General features: G+C 72.1%; 12 protein-coding genes. 4 read left to right on the forward strand and 8 right to left on the reverse strand.

The window, feature by feature from the left end; all coding sequences use genetic code 11:
• Window positions 1-4 precede the first annotated feature (4 nt).
• The 6 genes from ACH54P_RS24855 to ACH54P_RS24880 form a co-directional block, all read right to left on the reverse strand.
• A complete protein-coding gene (locus tag ACH54P_RS24855; protein WP_489916612.1) occupies window positions 5-838 on the reverse strand; it encodes a type IV toxin-antitoxin system AbiEi family antitoxin in 834 nt (277 codons plus the stop codon).
• 239 nt (window positions 839-1,077) lie between these two features.
• Window positions 1,078-2,379 (reverse strand): amidohydrolase, encoded by a 1,302-nt coding sequence (locus ACH54P_RS24860; RefSeq protein ID WP_489905786.1) that lies wholly within the window; start codon window positions 2,377-2,379, stop codon window positions 1,078-1,080.
• Between the two features lie 197 nt (window positions 2,380-2,576).
• Window positions 2,577-2,882: a hypothetical protein gene (locus ACH54P_RS24865; protein ID WP_489905788.1), complete on the reverse strand. Its 306-nt coding sequence runs from the start codon at window positions 2,880-2,882 to the stop codon at window positions 2,577-2,579.
• A 49-nt stretch (window positions 2,883-2,931) separates the two neighbouring features.
• Window positions 2,932-3,927 carry a methylmalonyl Co-A mutase-associated GTPase MeaB gene (meaB, locus tag ACH54P_RS24870; RefSeq protein ID WP_489905789.1) on the reverse strand — a complete coding sequence of 332 codons (996 nt, stop codon included), beginning with the start codon at window positions 3,925-3,927 and terminating at the stop codon, window positions 2,932-2,934.
• Window positions 3,928-3,930: 3 nt separating this feature from the next.
• Window positions 3,931-6,099 carry a methylmalonyl-CoA mutase gene (scpA, locus tag ACH54P_RS24875; protein WP_489905790.1) on the reverse strand — a complete coding sequence of 723 codons (2,169 nt, stop codon included), beginning with the start codon at window positions 6,097-6,099 and terminating at the stop codon, window positions 3,931-3,933.
• On the reverse strand, window positions 6,096-7,931 hold the full coding sequence (locus ACH54P_RS24880) for a methylmalonyl-CoA mutase family protein (RefSeq protein ID WP_489905791.1): 1,836 nt from the start codon (window positions 7,929-7,931) through the stop codon (window positions 6,096-6,098). The genes scpA and ACH54P_RS24880 overlap by 4 nt, the downstream gene beginning before the upstream one ends.
• A 152-nt stretch (window positions 7,932-8,083) precedes the next feature.
• Between ACH54P_RS24880 and ACH54P_RS24885 the strand changes: the two genes are divergently transcribed.
• Window positions 8,084-9,808, forward strand: a complete 1,725-nt coding sequence (locus ACH54P_RS24885; protein ID WP_489916614.1) for a serine/threonine-protein kinase — start codon at window positions 8,084-8,086, stop codon at window positions 9,806-9,808.
• Here ACH54P_RS24885 and ACH54P_RS24890 read toward each other — a convergent pair.
• Complete coding sequence (locus tag ACH54P_RS24890; protein ID WP_489905792.1) at window positions 9,805-10,446, reverse strand: MerR family transcriptional regulator; 642 nt, start codon at window positions 10,444-10,446, stop codon at window positions 9,805-9,807. The two genes, ACH54P_RS24885 and ACH54P_RS24890, sit on opposite strands and share 4 nt — an antisense overlap.
• 113 nt (window positions 10,447-10,559) lie before the next feature.
• On the opposite strand from ACH54P_RS24890, the gene ACH54P_RS24895 reads away from it, so the two are divergent.
• The 3 genes from ACH54P_RS24895 to ACH54P_RS24905 are packed head-to-tail and all read left to right on the forward strand — an operon-like array spanning window position 10,560 to window position 12,711.
• Window positions 10,560-11,519, forward strand: a complete 960-nt coding sequence (locus ACH54P_RS24895; RefSeq protein ID WP_489905793.1) for a hypothetical protein — start codon at window positions 10,560-10,562, stop codon at window positions 11,517-11,519.
• Window positions 11,516-11,935, forward strand: a complete 420-nt coding sequence (locus ACH54P_RS24900) for an ABA4-like family protein (RefSeq protein ID WP_489905794.1) — start codon at window positions 11,516-11,518, stop codon at window positions 11,933-11,935. The genes ACH54P_RS24895 and ACH54P_RS24900 overlap by 4 nt, the downstream gene beginning before the upstream one ends.
• Window positions 11,932-12,711, forward strand: coding sequence for a purine-nucleoside phosphorylase (locus tag ACH54P_RS24905; RefSeq protein ID WP_489905795.1), 780 nt, complete (start codon window positions 11,932-11,934; stop codon window positions 12,709-12,711). Before ACH54P_RS24900 ends, ACH54P_RS24905 begins: the two co-directional genes overlap by 4 nt.
• 84 nt (window positions 12,712-12,795) lie before the next feature.
• Here ACH54P_RS24905 and ACH54P_RS24910 read toward each other — a convergent pair whose 3' ends face one another.
• Window positions 12,796-13,944 (reverse strand): glycosyltransferase, encoded by a 1,149-nt coding sequence (locus ACH54P_RS24910; RefSeq protein ID WP_489905796.1) that lies wholly within the window; start codon window positions 13,942-13,944, stop codon window positions 12,796-12,798.
• Window positions 13,945-13,963 lie beyond the last annotated feature (19 nt).

Genomic DNA, 13,963 nt, shown 5'->3' on the forward strand with positions numbered 1-13,963 from the left:
CGGTCTACGCGGCGCGCAGCCGGAAAGCCTCGCCGAGGTCCTTCAGCAACCGACTCGGGTCCCGGAGGTCCGCCGCCACGGCGCGGACCGTGATCCAGCCGCGTGCCGACATGCGCGCGTCTCTCTCGGCGTCGTAGTCCCTCCGGTCCTCGTGTGCGGCATAGCCGTCGTACTCCAGCGCTATCCGCCGGGATGGCCACGCCATATCGAGTCGATAGAGAAGCCGGCCATCGACCGCAAATAGTTCGTACTGGGGCTCCGGCACCGGGAAGCCCGCCTCGACAACGACCAGTCTCAAGATGCTCTCCGGTGGCGACTCAGCCTTGCCGGTGGCGAGTTCGAGGAGCGTCAGCGCCCTGTGGATACCTCGGCGATCCCGGCGGTCGTCAAGACGGTCGCGAATGTTCTCGCGGAGCTTTCGGTCGTGATCGGGTGGCAGCTCTCGGAGGCACTCGTCCAGGGCAGCGAAGGCCGTCCGGCGGTCGCCGTCGCAAAGGAAGTCGGCCATCGCGAGGTCGATGGGGAGCGTGGGCAGCCCATCGAGTTCGATCACGTCCGTCGGCCGGTAATAACCCTGGTGCACGATGAGCCCGGGCTTCGACTTGATCCTGCGTTCATAGGGCACCGTGACGTGGATACTTGCGCTCTCGGCTGCCGAAATCCCGTGCAAGGCAAGGGAAGTCTGCCCGGACAACACGACAGGCTGGGCCACCGCCAGCAGCGCCGCCTCCGCGCGCGTCTTCAATGCGAGCGCATCGCTCGCGCGCATGACAACGCCTCGCCATGGCTGCGTGAGCAGACCACTCGCCAGCGCTTCGCGCACCGCGCGCTGCCCCATCACTTCCACGGCACGCCGACGCGAAGCCGCGCCGTGCCGTCCTCCCCACTCGGTCACGACACCAAGAATCAGGCTCTCCCGTGATCTTCGGAAGAGCCTGATTCAACAGCTGTGGATAACTACCAGCCTGTGGATAACCCTGTGGACAGCCCCCGTACCCAGGTGGACGACACGCGTACCCGGCGGGACGACACGCGTACGTGAATGGACGACACGCGTACTCAGGTGGACGACACGGGTTAGGCCAGGGTGGTTAGGGCGGTGTGGACCAGGGTTCGGACTCCGCAGAGGAGGGAACGCTCGTCCAGGACGAACGTCGGGCGGTGGATGTCCGACTGGGGGTCCGGGGCTCCGGGCCAGACGCCCAGGCGGGCGAAGGCTCCCTGGACGTGCTCGAGGTACCAGCCGAAGTCTTCGCCGCCGGAAGACTGCTCTGTCGAGGCCACCGCGCCCTCGCCGAGGGCTGCATCGACGCCCGCGCGCATCAGGGCCGTCGACTCCGCGTCCGAGACCACCGGGGGGACTCCGCGGCGGTAGTCCAGCGAGAAGCCGACCCCCGTCGGGGCCAGCAGGGACTCCACCGAGGACGCCACCAGGGGCTCCAGGGCCGTCCAGACCTCGTGGTCCGCCGTGCGGAGCGTGCCGCGCAGGACGCCGTCCTGGGGGACCGCGTTGGCCGCCTGGCCCGCGTGGACCGCGCCCCACACCAGCACCGTGCCGGACCGCGGGTCGACCCGGCGGGAAAGCAGCGCCGGCAGCCCGGTGATCACCGTGCCCAGGGCGTGGACCAGGTCGGCCGTCAGGTGGGGGCGGGACGTGTGGCCGCCGGGCGAGGTGAGGCGCAGCTCGATCAGGTCCGCCGCGGACGTCAGCGCGCCCACCCGCATCCCCACCGAACCGACCTCGAGCCGCGGGTCGACGTGCAGGCCGAAGATCCGCTCGACGCCGTCCAGCGCGCCCGCCGCGATCATGTCCAGCGCGCCGCCGGGCATGACCTCCTCGGCGGGCTGGAAGATCAGCCGCACGCGGCCGGGCAGCTCCGGCGCGCCGGCCAGGGCACGGGCCGCGCCGAGCAGGATCGCCGTGTGGGCGTCGTGGCCGCACATGTGGGCCGCGCCCTCGACGGTCGACGCGTACGGCAGCCCGGTCGCCTCGGTGAGCGGCAGCGCGTCCATGTCCGCGCGCAGCGCGACGCACCGCTCGCCGCTGCCGATGTCGCAGACGACGCCGGTGCCGCCGGGCAGCACCCACGGCTTGAGCCCGACCGCGCGCAGCAGCGTGACGACCAGTTCCGTGGTCGCGAACTCGTGCCGCGACAGCTCCGGGTGCGCGTGGATGTGCCGCCGCCAGGCGAGCACGTCGGTCGCGTTGGCGCGCAGCCAGTCATCGAGCCAGAACGGGCCGCGGCCCGCACCAAGGTCCTCCACGGGAGCCATGCTTACGCCGGCTTCGGAAATGAGCGCCTCGGGCCCCTCCATGGGGTTGATGATGCGCCCATGGGGGTCGCCTGGAACGTCCGGTCGTGAGTCCAACACCGTCACGCCGCACCTCCTCCCGCAACACGGGTAACCCGCGCAGCGGCTGGGGTCACGCGTCGTGCCGATCGATCTGTCGTACGCATTTGCAGACGATCGTGCACCATGCAGGCGGCAAGGCGCGCCTCGAAAAGGGCTGTCCTAGATGGCCGGTACCGGATCTGCGTTGAACGGCGTGCACGAGTTCGGCAAAGCCGAACGCCTCACGAACTCTTCGCCTTCTTCGAACGGATCCGCCTGCCCCAGACGACGATGGCGAGCAAAACCACCGCCACGAGGCCCGCGATCAGCTTGTTCTTCGTTTTTTCGCTGTTCGCCTTGTCGGTCTGGGCCGGGTCGAGCACCGGGCCCGGGCCGGGCGTGGCGGTCTGCGCCGGGACGAGCACCCCCGCGTGCGCCACGGTCACCGTCACGGCCACCGGACGCACCGGCTCGGCCAGTGCCGGCGACGCGGTGAACAGCACCGCGCCGAGCACCCCGACCAGGACCAGACCCCGCAGTTTCGCCATGTCATCCCTTCGCCACGACCAGGCATTCTGCCCGCGAACCCCCGGTCCGTCAGCCACCACGCGGTGGACCGAACGCGTCGAGGATCCGCTGCGCACCGAGGGTAGCCGTCAGTTCACCGTCCCGCACCGCCCGTTCGACGTCGGGAACGACCGTTCGCACGTCCGGATGCACCGCCAGGCGACTGAGCAGCTGCTCGCGCACCATCGCCCAGGTCCAGTCGACCTGCTGCTGCCGGCGCCGCGCTTCGAGCTCGCCGGACGCCGTCAGCGTCTCCCCGTGCTTCTCGATCGCGCCCCAGACTTCGTCGAGACGCAGGTTGTGCAGGCCGCTGCAGGTCAGCACCGGCGGCGTCCACGACGCCTCCGGCCCGTAGATCATCCGCAGGGCGCCGGCCAGCTCCCGCGCCGCCCGCCGGGCGTCCCGCTCGTGGTCGCCGTCGGCCTTGTTGACCGCGATGACGTCGGCGAGCTCCAGCACGCCCTTCTTGATGCCCTGCAGCTGGTCGCCGGTGCGGGCCAGGGTCAGGAACAGGAAGCAGTCGACCATGTTCGCCACGGTCACCTCGGACTGCCCGACGCCGACCGTCTCGACCAGCACGATGTCGTAGCCGGCGGCCTCCATCAGCACGATCGTCTCGCGCGTCGCCCGCGCGACGCCGCCGAGGGTCCCGGACGTCGGCGACGGCCGGATGAACGCGCGGGGGTCGACGGCCAGCCGCGCCATCCGCGTCTTGTCGCCGAGGATCGACCCGCCGGTGCGCGTCGACGACGGGTCCACCGCCAGCACGGCCACGCGGTGCCCGGCCGCGGTCAGGTCGGTGCCCAGCTGGTCGATGAACGTCGACTTGCCGACCCCGGGGACGCCGGTGATGCCGACGCGCCGCGCGCCGCCGGACGACGGCAGCAGCTCGACCAGCAGCTCCTGCGCCTGCGCCCGGTGGTCCTCGCGCTGCGACTCGACCAGCGTGATCGCCTTCGACAGCGTCCCGCGGTCGCCCGCGAGCACCCCCTTGGCGTACGCGGAGACGTCGATCTTGCGGGGCAAGGGTCAGGACTCCTGCGCGGTCAGCTGGCCGAGCAGGTCGATGGCGGCGTCCGCGAGCACCGTGCCGGGGCCGAAGATCGCCGCCGCACCGGCCTCGCGCAGCGCCGGGTAGTCCTGCGGCGGGATGACGCCGCCGACGACGACCATGATGTCCTCGCGGCCCAGCTCGGCGAGCTCGTGCCGCAGCGCGGGCACCAGCGAGAGGTGCCCGGCGGCCAGCGACGAGACGCCGACGACGTGCACGTCCGCCTCGATCGCCTGGCGGGCGACCTCGGCGGGGGTGGAGAACAGCGGGCCGACGTCGACGTCGAAGCCGAGGTCGGCGAAGCCGGTGGCGATCACCTTCTGGCCGCGGTCGTGGCCGTCCTGGCCCATCTTCGCGACGAGGATCCGGGGACGCCGGCCCTCCTCCGCGGCGAACTCCTCGACCAGCGCGCGGGCCTTCTCGACGTTCTGCGTCTTCCCCACCTCCTCCCGGTACACCCCCGAGATGGTCCGGATCTGGCCGGAGTGCCGGCCCCAGATCTTCTCGAGCGCGTCGGAGATCTCGCCGACCGTGGCCTTCGCGCGGGCGGCGTTGATGGCCAGTTCGAGGAGGTTGCCCCCCTGCTGGGCGCCCTCGGTGAGCCGGCGCAGCGCGTCCTCGGTCGCGGCGGGGTCGCGTTCGGACCGCAGCCGCCGCAGCTTCTCGAGCTGCTGGGCGCGGACGCCGGCGTTGTCGACCTTGAGGACGTCGATGTCGATGTCGTCGGTGACCTGGTACTTGTTGACGCCGATCACCGGCTGCCGGCCGGAGTCGATGCGCGCCTGGGTGCGCGCGGCGGCCTCCTCGATGCGCAGCTTGGGGATGCCCGCGTCGATCGCCTTGGCCATGCCGCCGGCCTGCTCGACCTCGGCGATGTGGCCCCACGCCTTGCGCGCGAGGTCGTAGGTGAGCTTCTCGACGAAGGCGCTGCCGCCCCACGGGTCGATCACGCGCGTGGTGCCGGACTCCTGCTGCAGCAGCAGCTGGGTGTTGCGCGCGATCCGCGCGGAGAAGTCGGTGGGCAGCGCGAGGGCCTCGTCGAGGGCGTTCGTGTGCAGCGACTGCGTGTGCCCCTGGGTCGCGGCCATCGCCTCGACGCAGGTGCGGACGACGTTGTTGTAGACGTCCTGCGCGGTCAGCGACCAGCCCGACGTCTGCGAGTGCGTCCGCAGCGACAGCGACTTCGAGGACGAAGGGTTGAAGTCCTTCACCAGCTTCGCCCACAGCAGACGCGCCGCGCGCAGCTTCGCGACCTCCATGAAGAAGTTCATGCCGATCGCCCAGAAGAAGGACAGCCGCGGCGCGAACTTGTCGACGCTCAGCCCCGCGTCGACACCCGAACGGATGTACTCGACGCCGTCGGCCAGCGTGTACGCCAGCTCCAGGTCGGCGGTCGCCCCGGCTTCCTGCATGTGGTAGCCGGAGATGGAGATCGAGTTGTACTTCGGCATGTGCTGCGAAGTGAAGGAGAAGATGTCGGAGATGATCCGCATCGACGGCTGCGGCGGGTAGATGTAGGTGTTGCGGACCATGAACTCCTTGAGGATGTCGTTCTGGATGGTCCCCGCGAGCTGCTCCGGCTTCACCCCCTGCTCCTCGGCCGCGACGACGTACAGGGCGAGCACCGGCAGCACCGCGCCGTTCATCGTCATCGACACCGACATCTTGTCGAGCGGGATGCCGTCGAAGAGCTGCCGCATGTCGTAGATGGAGTCGATGGCGACGCCCGCCATGCCGACGTCGCCGGAGACGCGCGGGTGGTCGGAGTCGTAGCCGCGGTGGGTGGCCAGGTCGAAGGCGACCGACAGGCCCTTCTGACCGGCGGCGAGGTTGCGCCGGTAGAAGGCGTTGGACTCCTCGGCGGTGGAGAACCCGGCGTACTGGCGGATGGTCCACGGCTGGTTGACGTACATCGTCGGGTACGGCCCGCGCAGGAACGGCGCGATCCCCGGGTACGTGCCCAGGAAGTCCACATCGGACAGGTCGGCGGCGGTGTAGACCGGCTTGACGCCGATGCCCTCCGGCGTCTCCCAGGCCAGGGCGTCGGGGCCCTTGCCGGTGGCGGCTTCCACCGCGCGCGCCCACGTGTCGCGGTCGCCCGGCGAAGGCGTGCCGAGGTCGACGCCGGCGAAGTTCGGGATGGTCATCGCGCAACTCCCAGCTTGGCGTGCAGGCCGTTGAGGACTTCGAGGGCGTCGCAGCCGGCGAAGACGTTGGCGTCCACGCCGTCGTAGGAACCCTTGCCCGCCAGTAAGACGTATTCGGCGCCGAGGGACGCGGCGACGTCGGCCGCCTGCGCCGCGTAGGCGTCGTCGGTGCCGCAGATGCAGGCGATCCGCGCCCCGCTCGAGCGGAACGCGCCGGGCAGGTCGTCCGTCGCCCCCGGGTTGACGGCTTCGAGCCCGCCCGCCTGGAACAGGTTGGCGGCGAACCCGGCGCGCGCGGTGTGCGCGGCGACCGGGCCCAGCGTTGCCAGGAAGACCTTCGGGCGCGAACCGTGCTCGGCGAGGTACGCGTCGGAGGCGTCCCGCAGCGCTTCGAAGCCTTCGGCGTACCGGTGCCGCGGCAGACCGCCGTCCACAGGGAACTCCGCCGGCTCCCGGACCACGGGCTTCTCGGCGAGGTTCGGGAACTCGCTGACGCCGGTGAGGGGGTCACGCCGGGTCGCGATCCGCGAGGAGCGCTTCTCCCACGTCGACGCCAGCCGCCCGGCCAGCGCGCCGGACGCGAGCTCGGCCACCAGGCCGCCCGCCGCCTCGATCGCGGTGAACTCGGCCCACGCGGCGCGGGCCAGGTCGTCGGTGAGCTTCTCGACGTACCAGGAGCCGCCCGCCGGGTCGACGACGCCGGCCAGCTTGGACTCCTCCAGCAGCACGGCGTGGGTGTTGCGGGCGACCCGCGCGGAGAAGGCGTCGGGACGGCCGATGGCCGCGTCGAACGGCAGCACGGTGACCGCGTCCGCGCCGCCGACGCCCGCGCCGAAGCAGGCGACCGTCGTCCGCAGCATGTTCACCCAGGGGTCGCGCCGGGTCAGCATCGCCGGCGACGTCACGGCGTGCTGGCGCATCGGCGAGGAGAAGCCGCACACCTCGGCGACGCGCGCCCACAGCCGGCGCGCCGCGCGCAGCTTCGCGATGGTGGAGAACTGGTCGGCGGTCGCGGCGAGCCGGAACTCCAGCTGCCCGGCCGCGGCCTCGACGTCCAGGCCCGCGTCGGTCAACGAACGCAGGTAGGTGACGCCGGCCGCGACGAGCGCGCCCAGCTCCTGCGCGTCCGAGCCGCCGGCTTCGTGGAACGGCAGGCCGTCGGCGACGATCGTGCGCACCTTCGGGTACTTCCCGGCGACACGCGCGCCGAGCGCGGCGGCCGGTTCCAGCGCGACGGCCGAGCCGGTGCGCGCGGCGAGCCCGATCGGGTCGGCGCCGAGGACGGCGGTGGCTTCGCTGGCCGGGATCTCGCGCTCGGCGAACAGCTCGAACAGCGCTTCGGCGGCGGCTTCGTACGACGCGCCGGCGTCCAGCACCACCGGCGCCAGGTCGAGGTGGACCTCGTTGAGCGCGTCGGCCAGGGACGCGGGCGGCACCGAGAGCCAGATCGACGTCACGCCGCCTTCGAGGTCGGCGAGGACCGCCCGGTTGACCGCGCGGGCGTCGTCGCCGGTGAACCGCGCCCGGACGTCCCAGCCGGTGCTGACGTGCCCTTCGGGGCGTGCGCCGCGCACGAAGGGCGGCAGGCCGGGGAAGCCGAGGTCGTCCGGTACGTCGTCCGCCGTGTACAGCGGCTGGATCTCGATGCCGTCGTAGGTCCGCGTGACGAGCTTGCTCTCGGGGGCGCCCGTGAAGTCCTCGGGCAGCTTGCCGCTCTTGCGCAGGACCCCGGCGACGAGCTCCTGCCACTGCTCGCGCGTCGCCTGGGGGAACTCGGCCGCGAGGTCGAGTTCGGAGATCGGCGCTGACTCCGGACCGGCCACTTCAGTCATACCCAGTGATGGTAGAGGCACTCGCCGCGCCCGACCTGTGACTCTAGTCGCGCTAGGGGGCACGTTAGGGGCCCGAACGCGCACGCTGCGTCCGGACCGCCGGTCGCGTACGCCACAATTGGCCCGTGCCCCCCTCCAGCGAAGAGACACGAGTGGTCGCCGGTCGCTACCGGCTGCGTTCGGTGCTCGGCTCCGGGTCGATGGGCACCGTCTGGTCGGCCTACGACGAGTTCCTGCACCGGCAGGTCGCCGTCAAGGAGATGAAGGTGCCGCCGGGCATCCCGGCGTCGCAGGCGGACGAGCTGCGGGAGCGGACGCTGCGCGAGGCGCGCGCGATCGCCGTGCTGTCCCACCCGAACGTGATCATCCTGCACGACGTCGCCCGCGAGGACGACCAGCCGTTCGTGGTCATGGAGCTGCTGCCGTCACGCAGCCTGGCGCACATCCTGCGCGACCACGGGCCGCTGACCGTCGAGCAGGCCGCCGCGGTCGGCATCGCCGTGGCGTCCGCGCTCGAAGCCGCGCACGCCGCCGGGATCACCCACCGCGACGTCAAGCCGGGCAACGTCCTGGTCGCCAGCGACGGCCGGATCAAGCTGACCGACTTCGGCATCGCCCGCAACGTCTCCGAAGCGACCATGACCCGCACCGGGATCATGCTCGGCTCCCCCGCCTACATCGCGCCGGAGGTCGCCTCCGGCGGCGCCGTCACGCCGGCCGCGGACCTCTGGGGCCTCGGCGCGACGCTGTTCGCGGCGGTCGAGGGCGCGCCGCCGTACGACGCCGACGGCGACCCGCTGGAGACCGTCGGCAAGGTCGTCAACGGGAAGGTGCCCAAGCCGAAGGCCGGCCCGCTCGCCGACGTCATCGGCGCGCTGATGCGGAAGGAACCGGGCAAGCGGATCACCCTGCGCGAGGTCCGGCACCGCCTCTACCCGCTGCAGTCGAAGACCCCGCTCGACCTCTTCGGCTCCGAGCTGTTCCACACCCCCGACGGCAAGAAGACGTCCGCGCAGCCGGACGCCACCGACACCCAGGTGATCAAGACCGTCCTGCCCGAGAAGGACAAGGACAAGGCGGAGAAGAACGCCGAGGGGTCGAGCAGCGAACTCGCCACCGACCCGGGCCCGCTGCCGTTCCTGCGCCCGCCCGCCCCGGCGCCGGCCACGGACCCGCCGACGGTCTTCGTCCCGCCGCCGCGGCCCGCGCACCGCAGCGCCGCGGCCACCGCCGTGCTCGTCGCCGTGGCGATCCTGCTCTTCCTCCTCGCCGCCGGCGGCGGGTTCGCGCTGGCCAGGACGGTCGGCGGGCAGCCGCTGCTGCCCCCGGCCGCCGAGCCGCGGAGCACGCCGAACGGGCCCACCGAGGTGCCCGCGCCGACGCTGGTGCGCCAGACCGGTGACGCGAGCTACGCGACCGGTGACGGCGGGCAGTTCGGCCTCGACGTGCCGCAGGGCTGGCAGAAGTTCGTCGCCCCGCACGCCACCCGGTTCGGGGCGAGCACGGTCGTCCAGTACGTCTCGCCCGACGGCCGCCGGTCGCTGCGGCTGGAACGGCTGGCGAACTACTTCCCCAAGTTCGACGACGACGAGTACATCACCTGGCTGAAGCAGTCCTACCCCGGCAACGCCTTCGAGCTCTTCCCGCCGTCGCCGCTGCCGGACGGCAAGGGCACGACGCTGACCTACCGGCTGGCCGAAGGCGGCGCCCTGCCCGAAAGCGACGGCGGCGGGGGCACCCGCGTGACGTTCGTGAACCTGGTCCGGGCGGACACCAGCCTGTGGCTCCTCTCCGTCACCGCGCCGTCCGAGCAGGAGAACACGGCCCGGCGGGACGTCTTCGACCGCATCGCGCCCTCGCTGAGCGTCTCCGACTAGCGGGACCGCCCGCCGAGCACCTCGCGGGACACCTGCTCCTGGGCGAGGTGGCGCAGCCCGGCGAAGATCCGGTCGCCGAGCACGGTGGCGATCAGCCCGGCTTCGATGATCTTGTCGACCGAGGTCAGCCCGGTCACCACCTCGACGTCGAGTTCGGCGACGCGCATGGCCAGGTGGACGTACTCGTCGAGCCGTCCGGCCAGCTCCTCGTGGCCGAGCTCCTTCGCCGTGGCCAGCGCGGCGACGAGGTTGGCGACCTCGGCGTTCCCGAGCCCGTGTTCGTGCCACTTCCAGCCGTGGCGGCCGGCGAGGTCCTCGAGCAGCCCGGTCGCCCACCCGGCGGCCTCGTCGGACACCGTCGGCGCGGGCCCGGCCAGCTCCTGCTGGACGACGCCCATCGTCTGGTGCGGGGTTTCGTCGTCGTCGATCGCGCTCAGCACGGCGCCGACCGAGGCCAGCGTCAGCCCGCCGACCTCGGTGAGCGCCTTGATCAGCCGCAGCCGCTGGACGTGCGCCGCGGAGTACCGGGCCTGGTTCGGGCTGGTGCGCTCCCCGGGCGGGAGCAGGCCTTCGCGCAGGTAGTACTTGACGGTCGCGACCGGCACCCCGGACTCGGCGCTCAGTTCGGCCATCCGCATGCGCACTCGCTCCGATCCCAGGGTCGGACTCGGGGGCAACCCTGAAGACATCTCAGTATGGATAGTTTAGCTTCCCATAACGGAGAGCTTGACTATCCATTCTGGGAGGAACCATGACCATCCTTGCCGATCTCCGGAGCAGAACGCGCGGGTGGCACCGGCCGTCCGCGGTCGCGGCCGCCGCCTACGGGGTGGTGGCGGTGCTCTGCGTCGCCGCGCTGCTCGTCGACCAGCGCACCCTCGCCGGCGCGCCGATCTGGGCCAAGCCGTTCAAGTTCGCGGTCTCGGGCGCGGTCTACTTCGCCACCTGGAGCTGGCTCGTCTCGCTGCTGCCGCGGTTCCGGCGCACGGCGTCCTGGCTCACGAACCTCCTGGTCCTGATCTTCGCCGCCGAGTACGTCCTGCTGGTGTTCCAGGCCGCGCGGGGCCACGCCAGCCACTTCAACATCGCGACCCCGCAGGACGCCGCGATCTACAACGTCATGGGCAAGATGATCATGGGCCTGTGGGTGGCGACGCTCGTCCTGACCGTGCTGGTGATGATCACGAAGGTCGAGGACCGGGCGAGCTTCTGGGCCGTCCGCGCCGGCGCCGTGCTCTCGCTCGTGGGGATCTCCCTGGGCATCCTGATGACGAACCCGACCGCGCAGCAGCTAGCGCAGTGGAAGACCGGCGGCACGCCGGACATGGTCGGCGCGCACACCGTCGGGCTCGTCGACGGCGGCCCCGGCCTGCCCATCCTCGGCTGGAGCACGGTGGCGGGCGACCTGCGGATCCCGCACTTCGCCGGCCTGCACGCCCTGCAGGCGCTGCCGCTGCTGGCCATCGCGCTCGCGGCACTGGCCGCCCGCTTCCCGCGGCTGCGGGACGACGTCGTCCGCGCCCGGCTGGTCCTGGTCGGTGCGGCCGGCTACGCGGGACTGATCGCCCTGCTGACGTGGCAGGCGCTGCGGGCGCAGTCGATCGTGCACCCGGACGCGGCGACGCTGGGCGCGGGCACCCTGCTGGCAGGCCTGGTCGCGCTGGGCGCGGTGGCCGCGGTCCGCGTCCCGTCGCGGGTGGCGGTCCGATGACGCTGTTCGCACTGGCGTTCCCGCTGGCCGCGCCGTTCTGGGCGCTGATGGTCCTGGCGCCGAAGTGGCGCTGGACGGCGCGGATCATGGCGTCGCCGTGGGTGCCACTGCTCCCGCTGGTCTGCTACTTCGGGCTCGCGGTGCCGCACCTCGGCGAGTGGGGACGGGCGATGCTCTCGCCGGACCTCGGGGTGCTGCAGGGGCTGCTCGCGACGCCGTGGGGTGCCGGTCTGGTCTGGGCGCACCTCATCGCGTTCGACCTGTTCATCGCCCGGTGGGTGTACTTCGAGGCGCGGTCGCGGGAGATCTCGCCGTGGATCGTGAGCCCGATCCTGGTGCTGACGATCTTCCTCTCGCCGTTCGGGCTGGTCGCGTTCCTGGCGGTGCGAAGTGCCCGGTTACGCTCGCGGGCATGAGTGAACACGAGGCCGCGGCCGCCATCGCCAAGCGCACCGGCGTGGACGCGCACGACATCGCGGTGGTCCTGGGATCGGGCTGGCGCCCGGCGGCGGACGTCATCGGGGAGTGCGAGACGGAGATCCCGTTCGCCGAACTGCCCGGCTTCACCACGCCCGGCGCGGTGGGCCACGGCGGCACCATCCGCTCGCTGCGCGTCGGCGACAAGAACGTCCTGGTCATGCTGGGACGCACGCACTTCTACGAGGGCAAGGGCGTCGACCAGGTGGTGCACAACGTGCGCACCGCCGCGGCGGCCGGCGTCCGGTCGGTGCTGCTGACGAACGCGGCGGGCGGGCTGCGCGAGGGCTTCCAGGTGGGCCAGCCGGTGCTGATCTCGGACCACCTGAACCTGACCGCGCGCTCGCCGATCGTCGGCGCGAACTTCGTCGACCTGACGGACCTGTACTCGGCACGGCTGCGGAACATCGCCCGGGAGATCGACCCGGCGCTGGCAGAGGGCGTCTACGCGGGCCTGGTGGGGCCGCACTTCGAGACGCCGGCGGAGATCCGGATGCTGCGCACGCTGGGCGCGGACCTGGTCGGCATGTCGACGGTCCTGGAGGCCATCGCCGCCCGCGCGGCCGGCGTCGAGGTCTTCGGCCTGTCGCTGGTGACGAACCTCGCCGCGGGCATGACCGGCGAACCGCTGAACCACCAGGAGGTCCTGGAAGCGGGCCGCGCGGCGGCGACCAAGATGGGCTCCCTGCTGCGCGAGCTGGTCACCCGCGCCTGACTTCCGGCCCCGATCACGCGAGTCCCGGATTCGATCACGCACTCGCGTGATCGAATCCGGGACTCGCGTGTCCGGAGACGTGCCTCAGATCAGGGCCGGGAGCTGGGCCGCCACCTCGGCCGGGGACGGCATGGCCGCGACTTCGGCCGCGAGGGCACGGGCCGCGTCGCGGACCGCGGTGTCCGTGAGCAGGTGCCGCGCTTTCGCGGCCACCGCCTCGGCCGTGACTTCGGCGCCGAGCAGGCGGTCGCCGACCCCGGCCGCCAGGACCGCGTCCGCGTTGCTGAACTGGTCGGCCCCCTGCGGCAGCAGCAGCTGCGGGAGGGCCGCGCCGAACGCGCCGAGCGTCGTGCCGCTGCCGCCGTGGTGGACCACCAGGTCCACGTGCGGGAGCAGCGCCGCCTGCGGGACCCACGCCTCGAGCCGGACGTTCGGCGGCACCTCGCCGATGACGGCCGGGTCGACCGTCGGACCGGTGGCGACCAGGACGTCGACGTCCAAACCGGACAGACCGGCGATCGCCGCGCCGAAGACGCCCGCGTGCCCCATCGCGGTGCCGAGCGTCAGGTACACCAGGGGCCGCGACCGGTCGAGCACGCCCGACGGCAGTTCGCCCGGCTCGCTCCAGCCGACCGGGCGCAGCGGGACGCGGCGGGTGCGCGTCCGGAAGTCCGGGTCCTGCACCGATTCCGGGCAGATGTCGAGGAACGGCTCGTCGTCGCCGGCCTCGATCCCCAGCGCGGCACCCTGCTCGCGGATCGCGGCCCGGATCTCCGTGACCATCGGGTCGCCGGTCGACACCCGGCCGAAACCGTGCGACACCAGCGGAATCCCGGCCTTGACCGCGGCGAACGACCCGCCCGCGTTGCCGAACTCGTTCACGACGAGCTCGGGCCGGACGTGCTCGAACAGCGGAACCAGGTCGGCGACGAACCGCCGCGGCATGACCTCGCCGAACACCTTCGCGACGATCGGCGCCAGCACCTCCGGCGGGATCTCGCCCGGCGGGCGCCGCGGGCCGGGCGGCCCGGACTCGGCGAACACCTGGCCGAAGGCGTCCTTGATGGCGAGCCCGGCGGCCGCCGTCTCGAGCCCGGCTTTCCTCAGTTCCGGCAGGAAGTCTCCGGAGGTGGCGAAGACGACGTCGTGGCCCGCGTCGCGCGCGGCGACCGCCAGCGGGACGAGCGGGAACGTGTGACCGAAGGACCCCAGTGAGGTGAAGAGCAAGCGCACTCCCCCGACCCTAGCCCGT

Source organism: Amycolatopsis sp. N2S4-7 (genome assembly GCF_058119595.1).

Coding starts and splice junctions, on each gene's coding strand:
- ACH54P_RS24855 (WP_489916612.1), bottom strand. CDS start 838: ATGGGGCAGCGCGCGGTGCGCGAAGCGCTGGCGAGTGGTCTGCTCACG.
- ACH54P_RS24865 (WP_489905788.1), bottom strand. CDS start 2,882: ATGGCGAAACTGCGGGGTCTGGTCCTGGTCGGGGTGCTCGGCGCGGTG.
- scpA (WP_489905790.1), bottom strand. CDS start 6,099: ATGACCATCCCGAACTTCGCCGGCGTCGACCTCGGCACGCCTTCGCCG.
- ACH54P_RS24880 (WP_489905791.1), bottom strand. CDS start 7,931: ATGACTGAAGTGGCCGGTCCGGAGTCAGCGCCGATCTCCGAACTCGAC.
- ACH54P_RS24890 (WP_489905792.1), bottom strand. CDS start 10,446: ATGCGGATGGCCGAACTGAGCGCCGAGTCCGGGGTGCCGGTCGCGACC.
- ACH54P_RS24895 (WP_489905793.1), top strand. CDS start 10,560: ATGACCATCCTTGCCGATCTCCGGAGCAGAACGCGCGGGTGGCACCGG.
- ACH54P_RS24900 (WP_489905794.1), top strand. CDS start 11,516: ATGACGCTGTTCGCACTGGCGTTCCCGCTGGCCGCGCCGTTCTGGGCG.
- ACH54P_RS24905 (WP_489905795.1), top strand. CDS start 11,932: ATGAGTGAACACGAGGCCGCGGCCGCCATCGCCAAGCGCACCGGCGTG.